Source organism: Streptomyces sp. NPDC022552 (genome assembly GCF_055561875.1).
Genome location: NZ_JBVHGJ010000004.1, coordinates 1 through 21,408, shown reverse-complemented (window position 1 = coordinate 21,408; position 21,408 = coordinate 1). Strand labels below are relative to the sequence as shown.

The following is a 21,408-nucleotide window of genomic DNA, read 5'->3' as shown; positions in this document are numbered from 1 at the left end:
CGCACAGGAGTCGCAGTGGTCGTCCGGATGGGTGTCGAAGAAGAGTTCCATGTGATCGATGTCGAGAGCGGCGCGCTGACACCTCGGGCCGACGCCGTACTCGGGCGGCTTTCCCGGCACAGGGACGACTTCACACAGGAGCTGGCCCAGTCGGTCGTCGAGTCGAACAGTGGCGTGCACGCGTCCCTCGACGACCTCCGCGCGGACCTGTCCGCGTCGCGGCGGCGTCTGAACGAGGCCGCCTCCTCCCAGGGCCTCGCGATCATGGCCGCGGGCGCGGCCCCGATCGCACGGCTCGGAGCCGTGCACGCCACCGACGACCCTCGCTACCACGCCATGACGGAGGAGTACCGGCGGGTCGCCGACGAGCAGCTGATCTGCGGAGCCCAAGTGCACGTCGACGTCCCCGACAGGGACACCGCCGTACGGGCGCTCTGCGCGATCAGTCCGTGGATCCCGCCCCTTCTGGCGCTGTCGGCGAGCTCTCCCTACTGGCTCGGGGCCGACACGGGCTACGCGAGCTGGCGGACCATGATCTGGCAGCGCTGGCCCACCTCGGGACCGGCCGGATGCTTCACCGGCGCGGAGGACTACGACGCCGCCGTCAGCGAGCTGATCGTCTCCGGCGTCATCAGCGATCCCGGGATGATCTACTACGACGTCCGCCCCTCCGCGCATCTGCAGACGCTCGAACTGCGCATCTGCGACTCCTGCCCGCGCGTCGAGACGGTGGTGCTGGTCGCGGCGCTGTTCCGCGCTCTCGTCGTCGACGCCTGCGCCCAGGCCGAGACCGGAGGCGACGCCGGCTGCGACGACCGGCACGAATGGCTGCGGACGGCGACGTGGCGGGCTGCCCGATCGGGCCTCGAAGGCGACCTGATCGACCCCGCAACCCGCCGGCCGGCGCCGGCTCCCGACGTCGTACGCAGCATGCTTCGTCGACTGCGCCCGACGCTGGAGGAGTACGGCGACTGGGAAACCGTCCACGGCCTGGCCGAGGAGGCCCTGACCCGCGGCAGCGCCGCGCACCGCCTGCGCCGGGCGGCGTCCGACGACGACCTGCTCGCGGCGGTGGACCTGTTCCTGGCCGAGACCCGCGGTGAGAACTGGAGCGGTCGCAGGCGTCCCGGCCTGCGGCGCGGGGCGGCGCGCTCCAGGGCGCAGGGCATGCCGGCGAAAGCCTTCTGGAGGTGACTCACCGGCGTCACCGACCCACGCGGCACGCCGGCCGCCGGTCTCGCCTGCCACGAGCGGACGACACCCTGCTGCCGGACGGCATATCGAGGAGAGAAAACCCATGCTGATGTCGAACAACGTGTGGAGGCGAGCAGGACTCATGCCGACACGCGTCTTCCCCACCGCCACGCCGCCTCGAACGTCCTCGGGGCTCGCGCGGGTGTCCGTCCGTCGTGGAGGTGCCGGGTGTGCGGCTTGAGCGGTGAGATCCGCTTCGACGAGGGACGGCCCGATCTGGCGGCGGTCGAGCGCATGACCGACCGGATGGCGGCCCGCGGCCCGGACGGCCGCGGCATGTGGTCACAAGGCCCCGTCGCCCTGGGCCATCGACGTCTGAAGATCATCGACCTGTCGGAGCGCGGAGCGCAGCCGATGACGGACAGCGATGCGCTCATGACCTGTGTCTTCAACGGCTGCATCTACAACTACCGGCAACTCCGCGAGGAACTGCGGCAGCTCGGCCACCACTTCGTCACCACCTCCGACACCGAAGTGGTGATCAAGGCCTACCGCCAGTGGGGCACCGACTTCGTCCAGCACTTCGTCGGCATGTTCGCCGTGGCGCTGGTGGAACACGACACGGGCCGGCTCGTGCTCGCACGTGACCGGCTTGGCATCAAGCCGCTCTACCTCGCCGAAATGCCCGGCCGTCTGCGCTTCGCCTCCACGCTCCCGGCCCTTCTCGCGGGCGGCGGGGTGGACACCTCGCTCGACCCGGTGGCGGTGCACCAGTACATGAGCTGGCACGCGACGGTCGCCGCACCGCGCACCGTCCTCGCCGGAGTACGCAAGCTCCCGCCGGCCACCGTCCGCGTCGTGGAACCGGACGGAACGCACCGCGACCACCTCTACTGGCAGCCCTCCTACACGCGCCGCAGCGCGTTCGCCGGGATGGGCCCGGACGACTGGCGGGACGCCGTCCTCGACGCGCTCCGCACGGCCGTCCGCCGGCGGACGGTGGCCGACGTGCCGGTCGGCGTCCTGCTGTCGGGCGGCCTCGACTCCAGCCTCATCGTGGCGCTGCTGGCCGAGGAGGGGCAGAAGGACCTGGCGACGTTCAGCGTGGGCTTCGAGTCGGAGGCGGGTGAGGAGGGTGACGAATTCGCCTACTCCGACCAGGTCTCGCGGCACTTCGACACCGACCACCACCAGCTGATGGTGCCGTCGGACCGGGTCTCCACCGCCCTGGGCGGTGCGATCGCCGCCATGAGCGAACCGATGGTGAGCCACGACGTCGTCGCCTTCCACCTGCTGTCGGAGCTGGTCTCCAAGGAGATCAACGTCGTACAGAGCGGCCAGGGGGCCGACGAGGTGTTCGCCGGCTACCACTGGTACCCCGCGCTGGCGGACGTCGATCGGGAGCGGGAGCCCCAGCGTTACCAAGAGGTCTACTTCGACCGCACGCACGCCGATCTCGCGCAGGTCCTGCAGCCGCACATGCTGCCCGACCACGACACGTCCGCCGAGTTCGTCCGTACGCACATGGCCGCGCCAGGCGCCGAGACCGCACTGGACGCGGCACTCCGGCTCGACGCGCACGTGATGCTGGTGGACGACCCGGTCAAACGCGTCGACAACATGACCATGGACTGGGGCCTCGAGGCGCGGGTGCCCTTCCTTGACCACGAGCTGGTCGAGCTGGCCGCCGCCTGCCCGCCGGAACTGAAGCTCGCCGAAGGCGGCAAGGGCGTACTCAAGCGAGCCGGGCGCACTGTGCTGCCGCGCAACGTCGTCGACCGCCCCAAGGGCTACTTCCCGGTGCCGGCCATCCGCCACATGGCGGGTCCCGTTCTCGAACGCGTACGGGACGCCCTGTCCGCACCGGAAGCCCGGGCGCGCGGGCTCTTCCGCGACGAGTACGTCGCCTCGCTGCTGGCGGCACCCGACGACCACCGCACGAACCGAGGGGCGAACGCCCTGTGGCAAGTAGCGTTGTTGGAGACATGGCTGCAGACGCACGGAATCAACTGACGGACGAGCCCGTGTCGACGGCTCCCGTCGCGGAGCTGCTCGCCGACGCGGTCGGCCCGCGTGACACCCCGCGACCGTGGGTGGCCCACGGCTGCTGGTACCCCTCGCCCGACCCACGAGGCGAGCAGATGGCGTTCATCTGCGACCGCGAAGGCGCGCCCCAGCTCTGGGCCGGGCCGGTGGGCAGTGACGACGTACACCTGCTGGACACCGGTCCGGATCACGTCACGGAGGTCTCCTGGTCCCCGGACGGCAACTGGATCGCCTACACCGTGGCCCCTGGCGGGAGCGGCCACACACGCGTGCTCTGCGTCCGCCCCGACGGCTCGGGCCGCCGGATCCTGGCGGGCGCGGAACCGGGGAGTTCGGCCTATCTGGGGTGCTGGGCGCCGGACGGCTCGGCCCTGGCGGTGACGGTCGCCGAGCCCGTGGGGGAGAGGGCCGACCCGCGCGCCGAAACGGACCGTCCCGCGGGCTGGACGGAGCGCGACGGGCACGCCACCCTCCTCGACGGTGTCGGCGCGGGCGAGGAGGGCGACCGGACTCCGGCGCCGGTCCGTGACCGGCTCACTGCGTATCTCGTCGATCCCGCCGGGACGAGCGGGCCCCAGCTGCTCGCCGTCGAGACCGAGGCGGCGACACTGCGCGTGTGCGACATCAGCCGGGACGGCCGCCTGGCCCTGCTGCGCCGCGGGCCCCGAGGGAGACGCGAGGCCGTGGTCGTCCGTACGGCGGACCAGACCCCGACGTGCGCGCTGCCGGTCGCCGACGGGGATCCGTGGATCGGCCGCTTCTCGTCCGACGCCCGCACGGTGTGGCTTCGCAGCGACCACGACCGGGAGTTCGCGGCGCTGTTGGCGGTCCACCTCGACGGCGCCGACGAGCGGAAGGACCTCTCCGTGGTGATCGCACGAGAGGGATGCGACCTCGAACTTCTCACCTTCGTGGAGCGCGACCGGCGAGCGGCCCTGGCCTGGAACGACGGGGGCACGAGCCTGCTCCACACCGTCGCCCTGACCGGTGGGTGGACCGAGCCGCCCGCTCCGCGCGAGGTGGAGCTGGCGCACGAGGTGGTCACCCGGGTGACGCCCGCGGGGCCGGACGGCATGGTGGTCGCGCTCTCGGGTTCCCGGCGCCGTCCCGGAGTGTGGTCCGTGCCGGCTTCGGCGCCACCCGCGCGTACGCCCTGGTCGGCGACCGACGCCGCCTCCGTACCCCAGGGGCTCCCGCCCGTACGGCCCGTACCCCTGCGGGCGACGGCTCGTGACGGGCTGCTCCTGGGCGGCTGGTACCACCGAGCTCCCGGCCGCCGCCCCGGTGAGCCCGCGCCGTGCGTCCTGCATCTGCACGGCGGCCCCGAGGAACAGGAACGCCCGGTCTTCAATCCGCTGTACCAGGAACTGCTCGGCCGGGGCATGGACGTCTTCGCGCCCGACGTCCGCGGCTCCTCCGGCTGGGGCCGCTCCTTCGTCGACGCCGACCTGGGCGAAGGCCGCTTCGCCGCGATCGACGACGTCGCCGACTGCGCGACCCACGCGGTCGCGTCGGGGCTCGCCGATCCCTGGCGGCTCGCCGTGATGGGGCACTCGTACGGCGGCTACCTGACACTGGCCTCTCTCGTGTGGCACCCCCACCTCTTCCGAACGGGCATCACGGTGTGCGGGATGTCCGACTTCGCCACGTTCTTCGCTGGAACGGAGCCATGGCTCGCCGAGTCCGCCGCTCACAAGTACGGCCATCCCGAACGGGATCGCGCTCTGCTGCGCGCGCTGTCGCCCATGAGCCGCGTCGACGAGCTGCGCGTGCCCCTGCTCGCGGTGCACGGCGAGCACGACACGAACGTCCCGCCCGGCGAGTCGGAGCAGATCGTCGGCGCCGCACGTGCACGCGGGCTGGAGGCGGAGCTGCTGCTGCTGCGCGACGAGGGGCACGACTTCCGGCGGGCCGGGAACCGGCGGCTGTTCCGCCGCACCGCCGCGGAGTGGATGCACCGGTGGCTGCTCGGCTAGGACCGGCGGCGGAGGCGTTTTTGCCCCTTTTCATGGGGAAGCCGCAGTCCCATGGACCATTCGAAGGCACCCGTGCTCGACGCGCTGGCCGCTTACCACGCGGAGAACCAGACCCCCTTCACACCGCCCGGGCACAAGCAAGGGCGCGGCGCGGACCCCCGCGTGCGGGCGGCCCTCGGTGACAGCGTGTTCCGGTCCGACATCCTCGCCTTCAGCGGCCTGGACGACCGGACCTCGTCCCACGGCGTGATCGCCCAGGCCCAGGAGCTGATGGCGGACGCCGTCGGCGCGGAGCACACGTTCTTCTCGACCTGCGGCAGTTCGCTCTCGGTCAAGGCCGCCATGCTGTCCGTGGCCGGGCCCTACGAGAAGCTGCTCGTGGGACGGGACGCGCACAAGTCGGTGGTGTCCGGCCTCGTCCTCGCCGGCATCGTGCCGATCTGGGTCGATCCTCAGTGGGACCCGGAGCGCCACCTCGCCCATCCGCCCTCCGCGGAGGCCTTCCGCGCCGCGTTCGCCGACCACCCCGACGCCCGGGGAGCCCTGGTCACCACGCCGACGCCCTACGGCACCTGCTCCGACCTGTCCGCCATCGCCGACGTGTGTCACGAGCACGGCGTGCCCCTCGTCGTCGACGAGGCGTGGGGCGCGCACCTGCCGTTCCACCCGGAGCTGCCGACCTGGGCCATGGACGCCGGCGCGGACGTGTGCGTCACCTCCGTGCACAAGATGGGCTCAGGGCTCGAACAGAGCTCGGTCTTCCACCTGCAGGGCGACCTGATCGACCCCGAGGTCCTCAAGAACCGCGAGGACCTCCTGGGAACCACCAGCCCATCCGTCCTCATCTACGCGGCCCTCGACGGATGGCGCCGCCAGATGGTCCAGCACGGGCACGCCCTCTACGACGACACGCTCGCCCTGGCCAAGTCCGTACGGGCGCGGATCGCCGAGATCGACGGGCTGCACGTCCACGGACGCGACGACTTCTGCGGGCCCGGCCGCGCGGCCGACCTCGACCCCCTTCAGGCCGTCGTCGACATCGGCGCACTCGGCACCAGCGGCTACCGGATCGCCGACTGGATCCGAACCCACCACCGCGTCGATCTGCACCTGTCCGACCACCGACGCACCAGCGCACAGCTCACCCACGCGGACGACGCCGAGAGCGCGGACGCGCTGATCGCCGCGCTGAGCGACGTCGTCGACCACGTCCACGAGCTGCGCCCGGCACCTCGATTCCACGTACCGGACCCGGCAAAACTCCGTCCGGAGCAGGCCATGCTGCCGCGTGACGCCTTCTTCGGGCGGGTCGAGCAGGTGCCGTGGGAGAAGGCCGCCGGCCGCGTCAGCGCCGAGATGCTCACGCCCTATCCACCCGGCATCCCGGCCGCGCTGCCCGGAGAGAGGCTCGACGCCGGGGTCCTGCGCTACCTGCGCGGCGGGGTCGACGCCGGCATGGTCGTACCGGACGCGGCCGACCCCGAGGTCAGGACCGTACGCGTGACCGTCGAGGAGTAGGCCTCACCGCGCCGGCGCGGGGCGTCCGTCACTGCCCCGCGGCGGCCTTCGCCCTCAGGCACGCCCAGGCCCGCTCCCGTACGTCCGGACGCAGCAGGACGTCGGCCGCCGTGCACGCCAGCGCCTCCGCCGCGGCCGACATCACCCGCCGCGCCCGGGGCCCTACCGCCGCTTCCGCGAACTCGGGCGTGTGGCGGGATCCGTCCGCACCCATGACGGCCACCCATGGATGGATCCCGGGCACCCGCGTGCTGACGTTCCCGAAGTCGGACGACCCCAGGTACACGCCGGGCGCCGGCTCCGACAACTGGATGCCCCCGCGGCCGAGATGGCCGGTGAACAGGCCCGACAGCACCTCGTTGGCACGGACGTGCTCGTACCGTCCTCCCACGTCGGTCACCTCCACTCTGGTACGGGTGGCCAGCGCCACGCCCTGCGCGCAGGAACGCAACTCCTCCACCAGCTCCTCCAGCGCGGACGTGGTACCCCCACGCAACCCGAACAGGCCCTCCGCGTACTCGGGGACGATGTTCGTGGCCCGCCCGCCCTCCGTCACGATGCCGTGAACGTGCGATCCCGCGGGAAGCCGCTTGGCCAGGACACCGAGCGTGTTGAAGAGCTGGATCAGCGCCCCCAGCGCGTCGATCCCCTCCGTAGGGCTGCCGGTCGGATGCGCGGCACGACCGTGGAACCCCACCCGTACCTGAGCGCTCGCCGTCAGCGGCGCCCACGCCCAGTCGTGGGCGCCCGGATGGAACATGAGCGCCGCGTCCACGCCCTCGAACAGCCCCGCCGCCACCATCGCCACCTTGCCCCCGCCGCGTTCCTCCGCGGGCGTTCCGACAGCCAGCAGAGTCCCCTCGAACTCGCCGAGCGCGGCCCGCACGGCGAGCGCCGCACCGAGGCCTGCCGACGCGATCAGATTGTGGCCGCACGCGTGCCCGACAAGCGGCAGCGCGTCGTACTCCAACAGCAGGGCGACACAAGGCCCTTCCCGGGGCCCGTCGGCCGGCCCCGACCCCGTACGCGCCACGAACGCGGTCGGCAGACCGGCCGCACCGCGCTCCACCTCGAAGCCCTCCCGCTCGAGCTCGCCCGCCAGCAGACGGGCCGCCCGATGCTCCTCGTAGGCCGTCTCCGGTTCGCGATGCAGCGCGAGACCGACTTCCCACAGCCGGTCCTCGCGGGCGGCCACCTCCTGCCGGATGCGGGCATACAAGGACTCCGGAACCTGTGACACGTGGGCCTCCTCGGGCCTGGTCGATCGCCGCGCCACCCCGAGCCTCGGCAGTCGCACGGGGGGCGGTCGCGCGGGGACGCCACGATCGCTCCTCCCGTCGTGGCGCCGCACGGTTGCGTACAGGGCGGCTTCCCTACGCTCCCCTCGCGACACGCATCCCCGTGGCCCGCCCCGACGACTGTGCCTACGGCTCCGTGACGAGGTGCAGGTGCGCCACGGGTACTTCCGTGGTCGCGTCGACGTTCTCGCCGTCGTACCAGTCGACGGTGGCCGTGTCGCCGGACAGCGCGGTGATCCTGCCGATCGGGAGGTCGGCGACCGAGACCGGTGGGGAGCCGGCGGTCTGCCCCAGATCCTGCGTGGTCACCCTGTCCCCGACTGCGAATCCGCTGGCCATTGCTTCCTCCGAGATCAGGACGTGACAGGAAGCCTTCCCACCCCTGAGGCCCCCACGTGCGGGGCCACGCCGCGGCAGGGCCTCGTTTCACCCGCCCGGCGAAGGTTCAAGCGCCTCGAACGTCTTCCCACCGTGCGGAGTCTCCGACGGAGCGGGTGGACGCGGCCGCGGCGGGTGGACGATCATGGCGGGATGTCACTCCTAACGTACGAGGCCGAGCTGTTCGAGCGCTCCAGGGGCCGCTTGGAGGCGATCGCGTACCGGCTGCTGGGGTCGGCGGGCGATGCCGAGGACGCCGTGCAGGAAACGTATCTGCGGTGGCACGCGGCGGACCGGGAACGGATCGAGACGCCCGAGGCGTGGCTGACGAAGGTGCTCACCAACCTCTGTCTCAACCAGCTCACTTCGGCACGGGTCCGACGGGAGACCTATGTGGGCCAGTGGCTCCCGGAGCCGGTCCTGGCCGGCGACCGGATGCTCGGTCCGGCCGACACCGTGGAGCAGCGCGAGTCCGTCTCCATCGCGATGCTCACCCTCATGGAGCGGCTGTCGCCCAACGAGCGTGCCGTGTACGTGCTGCGAGAGGCGTTCGGCTACGCGCACCGTGAGATCGCGGAGATCCTCGACCTCACCGAGGCGAACTGCCAGCAGATCCACCGGCGTGCCAAGCAGCACCTGACCACGGACCGGGCCCGCGCGGAGATCGACGCGGTCGCCGCGCGGAAGGTCGTCGAGGAGTTCCTCGCGGCCGCCCTCAGCGGGGACACCGAGCCGTTGGTCCGGCTGCTCACCGGCGACGCCGTCAGCGTGGCCGACGGTGGCGCCCATGTCCCGGCCCGCAGGACCCCGGTCGTCGGTGCGCTCCGGGTCGCGCGCTACCTGCGCGGTGTGTTCCGGCGGACCGAGGCCAAGCGAGCCCGTTTCGGAAGCCGTCCCGCGCTCCATGCCGTCGTCGTCAACGGCGGTCCCGCCGCGCTGGTCGCGGTCGGCGAGCGGATCGTCGGCATCATCTGCCTCGACGCGACGCCCGACGGCGTCCGGGGGCTCCAGCTCCTGGTCAACCCCGACAAGTTGGAACGCATCACGCGGCAGTGGGCGGCCACCGGCCCTCATCACCCCGTCGCCGAGATGTGGTGACGCACGTCACACTCCGTACGTGTCAGGGATCGCGCGGCTGTCCGGTTCAGGAGGTGAATCCCCACCGGAACAGGAGCCAGCCATGAAGCACCGCATCGTCGTCCTCGGAGCCGGGTACGCCGGAGCCACCGTCGCCGGTCGCCTCGCCAGGCGGCTGCACCACGACGACGTCGAGATCACCCTGGTCAACGGCGACCCCGAGTTCGTCGAGCGGGTGCGCCTGCACCAGCTGGCGAGCGGGCAGGATCTGCCGCCCCGCCCGCTGCGCGACGTCTACGCGGGGACCGGCGTCCGGGTTCGCACGGCGCGGGTCACCGCGGTCGACGTGGACCGCAGGACCGTCGAGCTCGTACCGGACGCACGGCCCGCGCAGAGCGCCGTTGAGCGCGACCCCGAGAGCGGTGGCGCCGAGACCCTCGGCTACGACACCCTCGTCTACGCCCTGGGGAGCACCGGAACCGACCACGGCGTCCCCGGTGTCGCCGAGTACGCCCACGACGTCGCCGGGAAGCAGGCCGCGCTGCGGCTGCGGGCCCGCCTGAGCGAGGTGGAGCCCGGTGGCACCGTGCTGATCGCGGGCGGCGGCCTGACGGCCATCGAAGCGGCCACCGAGATCGCCGAGGCGCACCCGCGCCTCAAGGTCGCCGTCGCCGCCCGCGGCGGAGTAGGCGACTGGCTCAGCGACAAGGCCCGGCGCCACCTGCGCGGTGCCTTCGACCGCCTCGGCATCACGGTCCACGAGCAGACCGACATCACACGCGTCGAGGCGAACGGCGTGGTGACCCGGGCGGCCGGCGAGATCCCGGCGGACGTGACCGTGTGGACCGCGGGCTTCGCCGTACACCCGATCGCGGCCGCCACCACCCTGGAGGTGTCCGACACCGGTCAGATCGTCGTGGACGGCACCATGCGCTCGGTCTCCCACCCCGACGTGTACGCCGTCGGCGACGCCGCGCTCGCCCAGGGAGCGGGCGGCAAGCCGCTGCGGATGTCCTGCGCCACGGCCACCCCGATGGCCTGGCAGGCCGCCGACGCCCTCGCCGCGCGCCTGACCGGCCGCAAGGTCCCCGAGACCACGATCGGCTACGCCGCCCAGTGCATCAGCCTCGGCCGCCGCGACGCCATCTTCCAGCGCGTGACCGAGGACGACCAGATGACGTCCACCGTCATCACGGGCCGCACCGGAGCCCGTATCAAGGAGTTGATCTGCTCGGGCGCGGCCTGGAGCGTCTCGCACCCGACCATGCTCCTCCCGACCCGCCGCCGCCGGCTCGCGCCGGTCATCGAGGCGGAACCCCGCCTCGTCACCCTCTGACCGGCACGCGGCGCGACGAGCACGGCACCCGGCGCCCCTCACTCCCGGTCGTACGCGTGGAACCCGTGGCCGGTCTTGCGGCCGAGCAGGCCGGCCTCCACCATGCGCAGGAGCAGCGGGGGAGGGGCGTACAGCGGTTCCCTGAACTCGGCGTACAGCGATCCGGCGATCGAGGCGACGGTGTCGAGGCCGATCAGATCGGCCAGCCCGAGCGGGCCCATCGGGTGGGCGCAGCCCAGTTCCATGCCGCGGTCGACATCCGTGGCGGTGGCGAAGCCGGACTCGGTCATCCGGATCGCCGACAACAGGTAGGGGACGAGGAGGGCGTTGACGACGAAGCCGGCCCGGTCTCCGGAGCTGATGACGGTCTTGCCCAGGGTGCGGGTGGCGAAGTCCGTCACGTCCGCCGCCACTTCGGCGGCGGTGTGCAGGGTGGTGACGACCTCGACGAGCGGCAGGACCGGTACGGGGTTGAAGAAGTGGAGTCCGATCACCCGGTCGGCGCGGCCGGTGGCCATGCCCAGGCGCATGAGAACGGCCTTCGGATCGGCGACGATCTTGTCGAGGGCGGCGAACACCTCGGTCTTGGCGTCGGCGTCCTCGGTCACGGCTTCGACGACCAGCTGCCGGTCGGCGAGGTCCACGAGCTCCGCCGTGACCGTGACGCGGTGGAGCGCGGCCTCGGCGGAGGGGCGGTCGAGCTTGCCCCGCTGCACGGCTCGTTCGAGGGAGACCGCGATCCGTTCGCGGGCGGCCGCGGCCGCCGGGCCGGTGGCCTCGCAGAGCAGGGTGTCGAGCCCGGCCCGCGCGCACACCTCGGCGATGCCCGCGCCCATCTGACCGCCGCCCACGACACCGACGCGCCGGATGTCCGCGGCGCTCATGCCCGCGGCTCCGTGGTGCGCACGAGGTGGCGCGAGTAGGCGTCAGGGGTGAAGAAGAGCGGCAGCTCGGCCGCGAGCGCGGTCTTCTCGAAGAGCGCACGCACCTCGTCCAGCGCCGCCCAAGGGTACTCCGCGCCGAGCCCGGTCAGCTCCTCGTCCAGCAGGCGCAGCACGGTCTCGCGGTCGACCACCCGGTGCCGAAGCCACTGCCAGACCTGGACCCGGGCGATCTCGGCGGTGGCGGCGTCCTCCATCAGCCCGTAGAGCGCCACGGCGCCCTGGCCGCGCAGCCAGGCGTCGAAGTAGCGCAGCGCGACGGCGATGTTGGTGCGCACTCCCTCCTCGGTCGGCGGCGCGCCGATCCGCCGTACGGAGAGCAGGTCGGTGACCGACACCTGGACGTCCTCGCGGGTCCGGTCGAGCTGGTGCGGGCGGTCGCCGAGCACTCCGTCGAACACCTCGCGGCAGACCGGCACGAGACCGGGGTGCGCGACCCAGGAGCCGTCGAAGCCGTCCTCGGCCTCGCGCTCCTTGTCCAGCCGTACCTTGGCGATCGCCGCCTCGTGCGCGGCCGGGTCCCTGCTCGGGACCTGGGCGGCCATACCGCCGATCGCATGCGCGCCGCGCCTGTGGCAGGTACGCACCAGGAGCTCGGTGTACGCCCGCATGAAGGGGGCGGTCATGGTGACCTGCGCCCGGTCGGGCAGCAGGAAGTCGGTGCGGTGACCGAAGGTCTTGATCAGGCTGAACAGATAGTCCCAGCGGCCTGCGTTGAGGCCCGAGCTGTGTTCGCGCAGCTCGTGGAGGATCTCCTCCATCTGGAAGGCGGCGGTGATCGTCTCGATGAGGACCGTGGCGCGGACGGTGCCCCGGGGGATGCCGACCAGATCCTGCGCGAGGACGAACACGTCGTTCCACAGCCGCGCCTCGTAGTGGTTCTCCAGCTTGGGGAGGTAGAAGTACGGGCCGCGTCCGGCGTCGATCTGGCGCTGCGCGCAGTGGAAGAAGTACAGACCGAAGTCGACCAGGGAGGCGGGCACCGCGCGGCCGTCGAACTCCAGGTGGTCCTCGTCGAGGTGCCAGCCGCGCGGCCGGACCACGACGGTGGCGAGCTCCTCGCCGAGGCGGTACTCCTTGCCCTCCGGCGTGGTGACGTCGAGGCGGCGCTCGACGGCGTCGAGCAGGGTCAGCTGGCCGCCGACGACATTGTCCCAGGTGGGCGCGGTGGAGTCCTCGAAGTCCGCCATCCACACCCGCGCACCGGAGTTGAGGGCATGGACGGCCATGCGCCGGTCGGGCGGGCCCGTGATCTCGACGCGGCGGTCGGTCAGGCCGGGAGCGGGCGGGGCGACCCGCCAGGTCGGGTCGGCGCGCACGGACGACGTGGCGACGGCGAAGTCGAGCGGGGCCCCGGTGGCGAGACGGATGGCCTGCCGGCGACGCTCCTTCAGGAGCCACTGCCGGCGTTCGCCGAAGGCGTCGGCGAGCCGGCCGACGAAGTCCAGGGCGGCGGGGGTGAGGATCTCGTCGTGGCGGTCACCGGGGCGGGCCAGGACACGGACGTGACGGGTCGGGGCGCTGGTGGTCATCGAACTCTCCTGTGCTGCGGGGTGAACGGGGGCGGGCGGAGTCGCCGCTCGCCCCCGTTCGGCCGTGACGCGGAACCGGCCGGAGGCCGGAGGAGCGGGCCGGTGGGTGCCCGAGGGGCGGACTAGTGGAACTGCTCCTCCTCGGTGGATCCGGAGAGCGCGGTCGTGGAGGAGGCGGGGTTGACGGCGGTGGAGACCAGGTCGAAGTAGCCGGTGCCGACCTCGCGCTGGTGCCTGACCGCGGTGAAGCCCTGTACCTGCGCGGCGAACTCCCGCTCCTGGAGGTCCACATAGGCGGTCATGCCGTGCTCCGCGTAGCCGCGGGCGAGATCGAACATCCCGTGGTTGAGGGAGTGGAAGCCGGCCAGGGTGATGAACTGGAAGCGGTAGCCCATCGCCCCCAACTCGCGCTGGAACTTGGCGATCTGGTCGTCGTCCAGCGCGGCCTTCCAGTTGAAGGACGGCGAGCAGTTGTACGCCAGCATCCGGTCCGGGTACCGGGCGTGGATCGCCTCGGCGAACTCCCGCGCCTGCGCCAGGTCCGGAGTACCGGTCTCGACCCAGATGAGGTCGGCGTACGGGGCGTAGGCGAGGCCGCGGGCGATGACCGGGGCCATCCCGTTCCGGACGCGGTAGAAGCCCTCGGCGGTGCGCTCGCCGGTCACGAACTGCGCGTCGCGCTCGTCGACGTCACTCGTCAGCAGGTTCGCCGCGAGGGCGTCCGTACGGGCGATGATCAGCGTCGGGGTGTCCGCGATGTCGGCGGCGAGGCGCGCCGCGTTCAGGGTCCGGATGTGCTGGGCGGTGGGCACGAGGACCTTGCCGCCGAGGTGGCCGCACTTCTTCTCGGAGGCCAGCTGGTCCTCGTAGTGGATGCCCGCCGCACCGGCCGCGATCATCGCCTTGGTCAGCTCGAAGGCGTTGAGGGGGCCGCCGAAGCCGGCTTCGGCGTCGGCCACGATCGGCGCGAGCCAGTCGAGGTCGTCCGAGCCGCCCTCGGCCGTCGCGATCTGGTCGGCCCGCAGCAGGGCGTTGTTGATCCGGCGGACCACCTGCGGCACCGAGTTGACCGGGTAGAGGCTCTGGTCGGGGTAGGTGTGTCCGGCCTGGTTGGCGTCGGCGGCGACCTGCCACCCGGACAGGTAGATCGCCTGGAGCCCGGCACGCACCTGCTGCACGGCCTGGCCGCCGGTCAGCGCGCCGAGCGCGTGGACGTAGTCCCGCTCGTGCAGCTGCCGCCAGAGCCGCTCGGCGCCGCGCCGGGCCAGGGTGTGCTCCTCGCGGACGCTGCCGGAGAGACGGACGACGTCCTCGGCGCCGTACGTGCGCTCGATCCCCGTCCAGCGGGGATCCGTCGCCCAGCGCCGGCCCAGCTTCGCCGCCGCTGCCGTCGTGTTCGTGTCTGCCATGACCGTCACCGTCTCCATGAAGTCGTTCGAGCGGGCCGTGCACGTCAACTGTGCAAAGGTGTGGCACGGTGTGCCGTATTGATGGGGTGCGGCCCGCCGTCCCTCGTGGAACGAACGGAGCAATCGCGCCTGACCGCCGACCGGCACCCGCCGGGATCACCGACATCAGGGCATGAATCGCGCCCGGTGGTACCGCCTGGGTCGTCTGGACCGGCGGGCCGCAGGACGACTCTCCCAATGACACTGGGTGCCATCAACCAGGGACGGCTGCCAACTTCTGCGAATCTTTTCGCGCCCGTTTGCCAAGCTTGCAAAGGTCGCTCCGCACGGATTGCCACGTAGGGTGAGCCGAGCGACGAGGGGGGCTGATGAGCAAGACGTATGCGGGAGCGCGGCTGCGGCGGCTGCGCGAGGAGCGGCGGATGAGCCAGGCCGAGCTGGCGCGCGTCCTGGCCATCTCGCCCAGCTATCTGAACCAGATGGAGCACGACTCACGTCCGCTGACGGTGCCCGTCCTGCTCCGGCTGACCGAGGCCTTCGGCGTCGATCCCGGCTTCTTCTCGGAGCGCGACACCAGCCGGCTGGTCGCGGACCTGCGCGAGGCGCTGGCCGGAGAGGTCGCCGCGGCCCGCGTCTCCGCCTCCGACCTGGCCGAACTCGCCTCCCGGATGCCGGCGGTCGCGCAGGTGCTCCTCGACCTCGGTCGCCGGGGCCGGCGGCTCGCCGAGGGTCTGGCGGGGGTGGCGGACGGCCGGGACGGGGACCGAGGTGGACCCCTGTCCCCGCACGAGGAGATCCGCGAGTTCTTCTACCGGCGGCAGAACTACCTCCACGACACCGACCTGGCTGCCGAGGACCTCGCCCGCGGCATCGGGATCCGGCCCGGGGAAGTCGTCCACGCCCTCTCCACCCGGCTGGCGGAGCGGCACGGCGTACGGGTCGTCGGCGACGCGGCGGCCGGATCCGAGCGGCTGCACCGCTACGAGGAGCCCGGGCGCGTGCTCCACCTCTCCGCACGGCTGCGGCCGGGCCAGCAGGCCTTCCGGATGGCCACCCAACTGGCCCTGATGGAGTACGGGGACGAGCTGGACCGGCTCGCCGCGGAGGACTTCCCGGCCGGGTCCACCGCGCACGGCCTGGCCCGGATCGGCATCGCCAACTACTTCGCCGCCGCGCTCATCCTCCCGTACCGCGCCTTCCACACGGCCGCCGAGGAGTTCCGCTACGACATCGAGCGGCTCACCGACCACTTCGGCCTCGGCTACGAGACGGTCTGCCACCGACTGAGCACCCTCCAACGCCCCAGACTGCGCGGGGTCCCCTTCTCCTTCGTCCGAGTCGACCGGGCGGGGAACATGTCCAAGCGGCAGTCCGCGACCGGATTCCACTTCTCCCGCGCGGGCGGCACCTGCCCGCTGTGGAACGTGTACGAGGCCTTCGCCGCGCCCGGCCGGATCCATGTCCAGGTCGCGGCCATGCCCGACGGGCAGCGTCACCTGTGGACGGCGCGCGCCGTCACCCGCCACCGGGGCGGCTGGGGCGAGCCAGGAAAGACCTTCGCCATCGGCCTCGGCTGCGAGATCCGCCACGCCTCCCGGCTCGTGTACTCGGACGGCATCGACCTCGACAACGCCGCGGCGGCAACCCCGATCGGCATGGGCTGCCGGCTCTGCGAACGCCTCGACTGCCCCCAGCGCGCGGTCCCCCCGCTGGGCCGCCCGCTCGCCGTGGACGAGAACACCAGCACCTTCGTCCCCTACCAGGTCGCCGACCGGCGGACATAGGACACACGCGGCACAACTCGACCCGAGGGAGCGGGGGTTCAGGCCATGGCCCAGCGCTCCGCGATCAGCGCGGCCTGCTCCTGCAACGCCGAGATCAACTCCTGGGCGGCCTGGTTCGAGGCGGTGCGCAGGACCGCCACGCTGATCTCCCGCGCGAGGGCGGGTCCGGTCAGGGGCCGTACGGCCAGGTCGGGGCGCGGAGCCCCCAGGGCGAGCCGGGGGATCAGCGCCACGCCCGTCCCGGCGGCCACGAGGCCCTGGACCACCGCGTAGTCGTCCGTGCGCATCGCGTGCAGCGGCTCGAAGCCCTCCTGGCCGCATGCCCAGGCCAGTACGCGGTCGCACGGGTCGTGCGGGTCGGCCGCGCCCACCCACGCGGTGTCGCGCAGATCGGCGAGCGGGACCCGGTCCAGCGACGCGCACGGGTGGTCTTCGGGCATGACCAGCAGGAGCGGATCGGACAGCAGCGGGTGGACCTCGACATCCTCGTCGAGGTTGAGACGGTCGCCGGGCTGGGAGAAGACCAGCGCGGCCTGGAGCTCCCCGGCGCGCAACGCGCGCAGGAGCAAGGGTAGTTCGCCTTCGGTGAGCGAGATGTGGACACCCTGCTGGTGGAGGCGCTTGACCGCCGGCGCCAGGAGCAGAGCTCCGGCCGTGGGAAAGGTGCCGATGTGGATGGTGCGCATGCCGCGCTCGGCGAGGTTGCGCACCTCAAGCTCGGCGTGGCGAAGGCGTTCGAGCACCGCCTCGGCGTGCGGCAGCAGGGCTTCGCCGAGCTCGGTCAGGGTGGCACCTCGCGGCCCGCGCTGCACGAGCTGGGCGTCGAAGTGCGCTTCCAGGGAGGCCAGATGGTGGGTGATCGTGGGCTGACTGTAGTGCAGCGCACGGCCGGCGGCGGCCAGCGATCCCTCCTGGGCGATGGAGCGGAGTACCTGGAGATGTCTCACGTCGAGCATATAGAGATCCTATGGAGGGGGCACGAAAAGTCCACCATTCCTCAATGGCTGGAGGAGTGTCACGCTCCCGGGGTGAACACGCGAACGACCGATTCCCGCACCCCGAATCCCACCGATCCCCGCTCCGGCCAGCTGTCCGCCCCCTTCGCCGAGGCGGTGCTCGCCCACGCGGGACGGGACTGGCTGAGGCTGAACGTCCCCGGGCACGCCGCGGCCCCCGGATCGGACCTCGCCGGGTTCTTCGGCTCGCGGATCACGGCGCTGGACTTCCCGCCGCTGCTCGACGGCATCGACCTCGGCGCGGACACCCCGCTCGACCAGGCGCTGGCGCTCGCCGCCGAAGCCTGGGGCGCACGGCGCACCTGGTTCCTGACCAACGGCGCGTCGCAGGGCAACCAGATCGCCTCGATGGTGGCCCCTTCGCTGGGGCGCACGCTCGTCGTGCAGCGCAGTGTGCACTCCAGCGTGATCGACGGGCTCGTGCTCTCGGGCATGGACGCGGTCTTCGTCCAGCCCTCCGTCGACCCCGAGCAGGGCATCGCTCATGGCGTGACGGCCACGGACGTGGCAGCGGCGCTCGAGCGGACACCCGACGCGGCGGCCGTGTACATCGTCTCGCCGAGCTACTTCGGCGCCGTGGCCGACGTGCGCGCCATCGCGGACACCGCCCATGCCGCGGGCGTTCCGCTGATCGTCGACGAAGCATGGGGATCCCACTTCGGCTTCCACCCCGAGCTTCCCGCGGGCGCGCTCTCCCTGGGCGCGGACCTGGTGACGTCCAGTACGCACAAGCTCGCGGGCAGCCTGACGCAGTCGGCGATGCTGCACGTGGCCGAGGGGCCCTTCGCGGACCAGCTCGAACCGCTCGTGGACCGGGCGTTCCGGCTGGTGCAGTCGACGAGCGCGAGTGCCCTGCTGACCGCGTCTCTGGACCTCGCCCGCAGGACCCTGGTCGTGGACACGGGCGCGACGGCCACGTCGGTCGCGGCCGCGGACAGAGTGCGGAACGTGGTGCGCGCGCTGGGCCGCTTCTCCGTGGTGAGCGACCGGTTCGACGCCTTCCCCGACATCGTCGGCCTTGATCCGCTGCGGATCGCCATCGACACCCGCGCGGGCGGGATCACGGGGCACGAAGCCAGGCGGCTGCTCTTCCGGGACCACCAGGTCATGGTCGAGGTGGCGACCGACGCGGCGATCGTCGCCGTGATCGGCGCGGGCTTCGTCCCCGACACCGACCGGTTCCTCGAAGCGCTCCACACCCTGCCCTCCCCGCTCACCGGATTCGGCTCCGACCCGGCGGCCATGCCGCACCTGCCGGCACCCGGCCCCGCGAAGCTCACTGCCCGCGAGGCGTTTCTGAGCCCGACCCGGGTGCTGCCCGCGGAGCAGGCCGTCGGACGGATCTCCGCGGACACTCTGGCCGCGTACCCGCCCGGCATCCCCAACGTCCTTCCGGGCGAGGTCATCACCGCCGAGGTCGTCCGCTTCCTTCAGCGGACCGCGACCGCACCGAACGGCCATGTCCGCGGGGCGCTCGACCCGGGCGTCACCCGGCTGCGCGTCGTCGACTGAGAGACCAAGCGACGACCCCGGCTCTCGCACGCCCGATCGGGCTCGCACCCGCTCTCCACCGTCCCGCACCCCCGCCGTCCCGCACGCCTCACCGTCCCCCACCCCCCGCCGTCCCGAACCCACACCGTCCTGAGAGAGAGCACGACCATGGCCGCACGCATTCCGATCCGTCAGTCGATCGCCGCTGCCGTAGCCGCGACGACAGCCACGCTGCTGCTGCTGGGCGCCTGCGGCGACCAGACCGGCGCAAGCCAGAGCTCCGGTGGCAGCCAGGCCGGCGGAGCCGGGAGCGAAGCCCCCTTGTTCGCCAAGCTTCCGAAGAAGTACCAGGACGCCGGTGTGATCAAGGTCGGTACGGACGCCGCCTACGCTCCGATGGAGTTCATCGAGAACGGAGAGATCGTCGGTGTCGACCCCGACATCGCCGACGCCCTCGGCAGGCAACTCGGCGTGAAGTTCGTCTTCACCAGCGGTACGTTCGACAGCCTCATCACCTCCCTCAACTCCGGGCGACAGGACATCGTCATGTCGTCGATGAGCGACACCAAGGCCCGCCAGGACGGTCTGGACGGGAAGGGCCGGAAGACCGGCAACGGCGTGGACTTCGTCGACTACTTCATCGCCGGCTCCGTCGTGTACGTCCAGAAGGGCAACCCGCGTCAGATCACGTCCATCGCGGACCTCTGCGGACGGACGGCCGCCGTACAGAGGGGCACCACGTTCGAGACCGTCGTCAAGACGCAGTCGAAGGACTGCGAGGCGGACGGCAAGCCGGCCATCGAGATCGAGTCCTTCCCGACCGATGCCGAGGCCCAGACCCGCGTGAAGGCGGGCGGCGCCGTCGCCGGAGTGAACGACTACCCGGTGGCCCTGGACCTGGCGCGCAAGGCGGACGGAGGAAAGGCCTTCGAAGTCGTCGGCGACCAGATCGAGGCCGGTCCCTTCGGTATCGCGGTCGACAAGAAGAACACCCAGCTGCGCGACGCGCTGAAGGAAGCGCTGGAGGCGATCATCAACGACGGTTCGTACAAGAAAGCCCTGGACAAGTGGGGTGCGGGCTCGGGGGCCGTGACCTCGGCCGAGATCAACGGCGGCTCCTGACCTCGCGCGTACCACTGAAGGGCAGTCGCAGTGACTGAGAAGATCGACAAGATTCCGGCCGGGACGGCACCCGCCCCCGCCGGAGGCCGGCCGGAGCCCATCAGGGCCATACCGGTCCGCCACTACGGACGCTGGGTCGCCGGCGTCGCCGTGGTCCTCCTCGTGGTTCTCCTGGGCCACGCCTTCTCCCAGGGCAACGTCCGCTGGGCCACCGTGCCGGAGAAGCTGTTCGACTCCGCCGTCCTGAGCGGCCTGGGCAACACGGTGCTCATCAGCGTCGCCGCGATGGCACTGGGCCTTGCGCTGGGCGTGCTGTTCGCCGTCATGCGGCTCTCCAGGAACCCGGTCACCAGCTCGGTCGCCTGGCTCTACATCTGGATCTTCCGCGGCACGCCGGTCTATGTGCAGCTGCTGATCTGGTTCAACCTCGCCCTGATCTTCCCGGTCTTCGACATCGGGTTCTACAAGGACGAGATGACCGACGTCATGACGCCCTTCCTGGCCGCCCTGCTGGGTCTCGGCCTGAACGAGGGCGCGTACATGGCGGAGATCGTCCGGGCCGGCATCCAGTCGGTCGACGAGGGGCAGACCGAGGCCTCGCAGGCCCTGGGCATGAGCCAGGCGAAGACGATGCGGCGCGTGGTGCTGCCGCAGTCGATGCGGGTGATCATCCCGCCGACGGGCAACGAGTTCATCAACATGCTGAAGACCTCCTCCCTGGTCGTGGCCGTGCAGTACCCGGATCTGCTGCGCGCCGCCCAGGACATCGCCTCGACCTCGTTCGCGGTCATGGAGATGCTCTTCGTCGCCTCGATCTGGTACCTGGTCCTGACCAGTGTGTTCAGCGTCGGCCAGTACTACCTGGAACGGCACTACTCCCGCGGCTCGTCGCGCTCCCTGCCCCTGACGCCGTGGCAGAAGATCACGGCGAACCTCTCCCTCCTCTCCGACCGTAAGGCGGTGGCCAAGTGACCGCGATGGTGAAGGCCGAGGGCGTCCACAAGTCCTACGGCGCGGCGCACATCCTGCGTGGCATCGATCTCGAGGTCGCTCCCCGTGAGGTGTTCTGTCTGGTCGGCCCGTCGGGCTCCGGCAAGTCGACGTTCCTGCGGTGCATCAACCACCTGGAGCGTGTCGACGGCGGACGGCTGTCGGTCGACGGCGAGCTGGTGGGCTACCGCCAGAAGGGCGACAGGCTCTACGAGCTGAAGGACAGCGAGGTCGCCGCCCAGCGCCGTGACATCGGCATGGTCTTCCAGCGCTTCAACCTGTTCCCGCACATGACGGCCC

General features: G+C 71.7%; 17 protein-coding genes. 11 read left to right on the top strand and 6 right to left on the bottom strand.

Annotated features, from left to right (window positions below):
- The first annotated feature begins 27 nt into the window (after positions 1 to 27).
- The 4 genes from ACZ3OF_RS13165 to ACZ3OF_RS13150 all read left to right on the top strand — a co-directional run bounded on the left by ACZ3OF_RS13165 (position 28) and on the right by ACZ3OF_RS13150 (position 6,734).
- The gene (locus ACZ3OF_RS13165; RefSeq protein ID WP_467304482.1) at positions 28 to 1,194 is read left to right on the top strand and encodes a carboxylate-amine ligase; all 1,167 of its coding nucleotides are present in this window, start codon (positions 28 to 30) and stop codon (positions 1,192 to 1,194) included.
- Positions 1,195 to 1,422: 228 nt separating this feature from the next.
- Complete coding sequence (locus tag ACZ3OF_RS13160; RefSeq protein WP_467304480.1) at positions 1,423 to 3,207, top strand: N-acetylglutaminylglutamine amidotransferase; 1,785 nt, start codon at positions 1,423 to 1,425, stop codon at positions 3,205 to 3,207.
- Positions 3,180 to 5,216, top strand: a complete 2,037-nt coding sequence (locus ACZ3OF_RS13155) for a S9 family peptidase (RefSeq protein ID WP_361679671.1) — start codon at positions 3,180 to 3,182, stop codon at positions 5,214 to 5,216. The genes ACZ3OF_RS13160 and ACZ3OF_RS13155 overlap by 28 nt, the downstream gene beginning before the upstream one ends.
- A 51-nt stretch (positions 5,217 to 5,267) precedes the next feature.
- Positions 5,268 to 6,734, top strand: coding sequence for an aminotransferase class I/II-fold pyridoxal phosphate-dependent enzyme (locus tag ACZ3OF_RS13150; protein ID WP_467304478.1), 1,467 nt, complete (start codon positions 5,268 to 5,270; stop codon positions 6,732 to 6,734).
- A gap of 28 nt (positions 6,735 to 6,762) precedes the next feature.
- Here ACZ3OF_RS13150 and ACZ3OF_RS13145 read toward each other — a convergent pair whose 3' ends face one another.
- Positions 6,763 to 7,974 (bottom strand): amidohydrolase, encoded by a 1,212-nt coding sequence (locus ACZ3OF_RS13145; protein ID WP_467304476.1) that lies wholly within the window; start codon positions 7,972 to 7,974, stop codon positions 6,763 to 6,765.
- 184 nt (positions 7,975 to 8,158) lie between these two features.
- The gene (locus ACZ3OF_RS13140; protein ID WP_467304474.1) at positions 8,159 to 8,371 is read right to left on the bottom strand and encodes a hypothetical protein; all 213 of its coding nucleotides are present in this window, start codon (positions 8,369 to 8,371) and stop codon (positions 8,159 to 8,161) included.
- A gap of 192 nt (positions 8,372 to 8,563) precedes the next feature.
- On the opposite strand from ACZ3OF_RS13140, the gene ACZ3OF_RS13135 reads away from it, so the two are divergent.
- Positions 8,564 to 9,508 carry an RNA polymerase sigma-70 factor gene (locus tag ACZ3OF_RS13135; RefSeq protein ID WP_361679660.1) on the top strand — a complete coding sequence of 315 codons (945 nt, stop codon included), beginning with the start codon at positions 8,564 to 8,566 and terminating at the stop codon, positions 9,506 to 9,508.
- An 82-nt stretch (positions 9,509 to 9,590) separates the two neighbouring features.
- Positions 9,591 to 10,823, top strand: a complete 1,233-nt coding sequence (locus ACZ3OF_RS13130; protein WP_361679657.1) for an NAD(P)/FAD-dependent oxidoreductase — start codon at positions 9,591 to 9,593, stop codon at positions 10,821 to 10,823.
- A 38-nt stretch (positions 10,824 to 10,861) separates the two neighbouring features.
- Here the strand turns inward: ACZ3OF_RS13130 and ACZ3OF_RS13125 are convergent, their stop codons facing one another.
- From ACZ3OF_RS13125 to aceA, 3 genes are all read right to left on the bottom strand, one after another.
- Positions 10,862 to 11,707 carry a 3-hydroxybutyryl-CoA dehydrogenase gene (locus ACZ3OF_RS13125; RefSeq protein WP_467304471.1) on the bottom strand — a complete coding sequence of 282 codons (846 nt, stop codon included), beginning with the start codon at positions 11,705 to 11,707 and terminating at the stop codon, positions 10,862 to 10,864.
- The gene (aceB, locus tag ACZ3OF_RS13120) at positions 11,704 to 13,296 is read right to left on the bottom strand and encodes a malate synthase A (protein ID WP_361679652.1); all 1,593 of its coding nucleotides are present in this window, start codon (positions 13,294 to 13,296) and stop codon (positions 11,704 to 11,706) included. Before aceB ends, ACZ3OF_RS13125 begins: the two co-directional genes overlap by 4 nt.
- Before the next feature lie 122 nt (positions 13,297 to 13,418).
- Positions 13,419 to 14,705 carry an isocitrate lyase gene (gene aceA / locus ACZ3OF_RS13115; RefSeq protein ID WP_361679875.1) on the bottom strand — a complete coding sequence of 429 codons (1,287 nt, stop codon included), beginning with the start codon at positions 14,703 to 14,705 and terminating at the stop codon, positions 13,419 to 13,421.
- A 368-nt stretch (positions 14,706 to 15,073) separates the two neighbouring features.
- Here aceA and ACZ3OF_RS13110 point away from each other — a divergent pair, with 368 nt between their 5' ends.
- Positions 15,074 to 16,489: a short-chain fatty acyl-CoA regulator family protein gene (locus ACZ3OF_RS13110; RefSeq protein WP_467304468.1), complete on the top strand. Its 1,416-nt coding sequence runs from the start codon at positions 15,074 to 15,076 to the stop codon at positions 16,487 to 16,489.
- 38 nt (positions 16,490 to 16,527) lie between these two features.
- Here the strand turns inward: ACZ3OF_RS13110 and ACZ3OF_RS13105 are convergent, their stop codons facing one another.
- Positions 16,528 to 17,445 carry a LysR family transcriptional regulator gene (locus tag ACZ3OF_RS13105; RefSeq protein WP_361679646.1) on the bottom strand — a complete coding sequence of 306 codons (918 nt, stop codon included), beginning with the start codon at positions 17,443 to 17,445 and terminating at the stop codon, positions 16,528 to 16,530.
- Positions 17,446 to 17,517: 72 nt separating this feature from the next.
- Here ACZ3OF_RS13105 and ACZ3OF_RS13100 point away from each other — a divergent pair, with 72 nt between their 5' ends.
- The 4 genes from ACZ3OF_RS13100 to ACZ3OF_RS13085 form a co-directional block, all read left to right on the top strand.
- The gene (locus tag ACZ3OF_RS13100) at positions 17,518 to 19,017 is read left to right on the top strand and encodes an aminotransferase class I/II-fold pyridoxal phosphate-dependent enzyme (RefSeq protein WP_467304465.1); all 1,500 of its coding nucleotides are present in this window, start codon (positions 17,518 to 17,520) and stop codon (positions 19,015 to 19,017) included.
- A gap of 147 nt (positions 19,018 to 19,164) precedes the next feature.
- Positions 19,165 to 20,118, top strand: a complete 954-nt coding sequence (locus tag ACZ3OF_RS13095) for an ABC transporter substrate-binding protein (RefSeq protein WP_467304463.1) — start codon at positions 19,165 to 19,167, stop codon at positions 20,116 to 20,118.
- 30 nt (positions 20,119 to 20,148) lie between these two features.
- Positions 20,149 to 21,090 carry an amino acid ABC transporter permease gene (locus tag ACZ3OF_RS13090; protein ID WP_361679637.1) on the top strand — a complete coding sequence of 314 codons (942 nt, stop codon included), beginning with the start codon at positions 20,149 to 20,151 and terminating at the stop codon, positions 21,088 to 21,090.
- Positions 21,091 to 21,095: 5 nt separating this feature from the next.
- Positions 21,096 to 21,408, top strand: a 313-nt coding sequence (locus ACZ3OF_RS13085; RefSeq protein WP_467304969.1) for an ATP-binding cassette domain-containing protein, incomplete at its 3' end; no start/stop codon positions are given.

Bases quoted from the DNA above. Each gene is read 5' to 3' on its own strand.
- aceA (WP_361679875.1), bottom strand. From the start codon at position 14,705: ATGGCAGACACGAACACGACGGCAGCGGCGGCGAAGCTGGGCCGGCGC.
- aceB (WP_361679652.1), bottom strand. From the start codon at position 13,296: ATGACCACCAGCGCCCCGACCCGTCACGTCCGTGTCCTGGCCCGCCCC.
- ACZ3OF_RS13135 (WP_361679660.1), top strand. From the start codon at position 8,564: ATGTCACTCCTAACGTACGAGGCCGAGCTGTTCGAGCGCTCCAGGGGC.
- ACZ3OF_RS13150 (WP_467304478.1), top strand. From the start codon at position 5,268: ATGGACCATTCGAAGGCACCCGTGCTCGACGCGCTGGCCGCTTACCAC.
- ACZ3OF_RS13105 (WP_361679646.1), bottom strand. From the start codon at position 17,445: ATGCTCGACGTGAGACATCTCCAGGTACTCCGCTCCATCGCCCAGGAG.
- ACZ3OF_RS13155 (WP_361679671.1), top strand. From the start codon at position 3,180: ATGGCTGCAGACGCACGGAATCAACTGACGGACGAGCCCGTGTCGACG.
- ACZ3OF_RS13140 (WP_467304474.1), bottom strand. From the start codon at position 8,371: ATGGCCAGCGGATTCGCAGTCGGGGACAGGGTGACCACGCAGGATCTG.
- ACZ3OF_RS13095 (WP_467304463.1), top strand. From the start codon at position 19,165: ATGGCCGCACGCATTCCGATCCGTCAGTCGATCGCCGCTGCCGTAGCC.
- ACZ3OF_RS13130 (WP_361679657.1), top strand. From the start codon at position 9,591: ATGAAGCACCGCATCGTCGTCCTCGGAGCCGGGTACGCCGGAGCCACC.
- ACZ3OF_RS13125 (WP_467304471.1), bottom strand. From the start codon at position 11,707: ATGAGCGCCGCGGACATCCGGCGCGTCGGTGTCGTGGGCGGCGGTCAG.
- ACZ3OF_RS13165 (WP_467304482.1), top strand. From the start codon at position 28: ATGGGTGTCGAAGAAGAGTTCCATGTGATCGATGTCGAGAGCGGCGCG.
- ACZ3OF_RS13110 (WP_467304468.1), top strand. From the start codon at position 15,074: ATGAGCAAGACGTATGCGGGAGCGCGGCTGCGGCGGCTGCGCGAGGAG.